This window comes from Streptomyces sp. SID486, from assembly GCF_009865385.1.
In the GTDB taxonomy this organism is placed as follows: Bacteria; Actinomycetota; Actinomycetes; order Streptomycetales; family Streptomycetaceae; genus Streptomyces.
On record NZ_WWJT01000601.1, the window covers coordinates 1 to 1,251 of the forward strand.

The following is a 1,251-nucleotide window of genomic DNA, read 5'->3' on the forward strand; positions in this document are numbered from 1 at the left end:
AGGGGGCCAGGGGCCAGGGGCCAGGGACCGGGGGGAGCCTGTGCCGCGCCCCCGTTCCGGCGCAGCAGGGCTCAGTCACCCCCAGGCGGCCGGGGCGGGGGCGCCACCGGTCAGCCGGGGGAAGGAGCGGGCCGCGGCCAGGAACCCGAGCGTCGTCAGCACGAACGGCCAGGTGAACGCGTGGCCACCGGACGGGGCGAGCAGATGCGCGACGGCCGGTGTCACGGCGGTCGCGGTCGCGGCGCCGAGCAGCGCGTAGAGCAGCGTGACGGGTTCCGCCGCCAGGAAGACGCCGCACAGGGCGAGGGCGACGAGCACGGCGTTGTAGCCCATGGTGCCGTCGGCGATCCTGGCCGTCGGCGCGCCGAGCGCCCAGGCGGTCAGGACGCCCGTGGCGCTGCCGGCGCAGGCCATCAGCCCCGCCACCCGGCTCGCCAGGAAGAGACCCGCGAGGAGCAGCGCTCCCACGTACCACTCGTCCAGGAAGAAGACCTGGGAGACATTGCGGAAGAACGCCCGCCACAGGTCTCCCGGGCGCGGCGCGCTGGGACCGGACGCGGCGTGGGGCAGCGCGGCGAGGCTGTCGCCGTGCGGCCAGAGCCGCCGGAAGGCCGGGGCGGCGACCGTGACCGCGCTCGCCAGCAGGCAGTACGGCAGGGTCAGCGGCGGCAGGTGCCACACGCGCAGCAGGCGGACCACGGCCGCCGTGGCGACGGCGGCCACGACGCAGGCAGCGGCGGCGAGCAGTGCGGTGGACAGCCTGCCCACGTCCAGGAACACGGCGAAACACAGGGCGAGGAGACAGGAGTTGAAGCCCTCGAGGCCCTGTTCCACCCGGTCCCGGGCCACGTGCAGCAGCCGTGCCGTGCCGCTGCCGAGGGTGGCGCCGCCCAGGGCGTAGACGCCGTAGCGCCAGTCCGCCGTGGCCAGCGCGCCGCAGAAGACGGCGCCCGTCCGCGCGTCGGCCAGGAACATCACCTGGGCCGGGCCGCGCAGCAGCGGACGGCCGAAGCCCCCGCCGCGTCCCCCTCGCCACCACCGGACTCCGTCCGACCGTCGCACGCCCCGCCCCCTCAGCCGACGCCAGCCCCCCGCACTGTTCCACAGTGCGGCATTAGTTTTCCGGCATACGATACGTCTTGTCGAGGCCACCCTGTCGCCGGAGGGCGACGGGCGCGACAGCCGTGCCGGTGGGACGGGCGATGGGCGGCGGGCGGACGTGCGGGCGGGCGGGCGGGTGCGCTCAACGGG

The 1,251-nt window shown here is 76.2% G+C and carries 1 protein-coding gene; it reads right to left on the reverse strand.

The features are described 5' to 3' along the window. Positions 1 to 75 precede the first annotated feature (75 nt). Positions 76 to 1,062: an urea transporter gene (locus GT045_RS28250; RefSeq protein WP_345942784.1), complete on the reverse strand. Its 987-nt coding sequence runs from the start codon at positions 1,060 to 1,062 to the stop codon at positions 76 to 78. Positions 1,063 to 1,251: the final 189 nt, after the last annotated feature.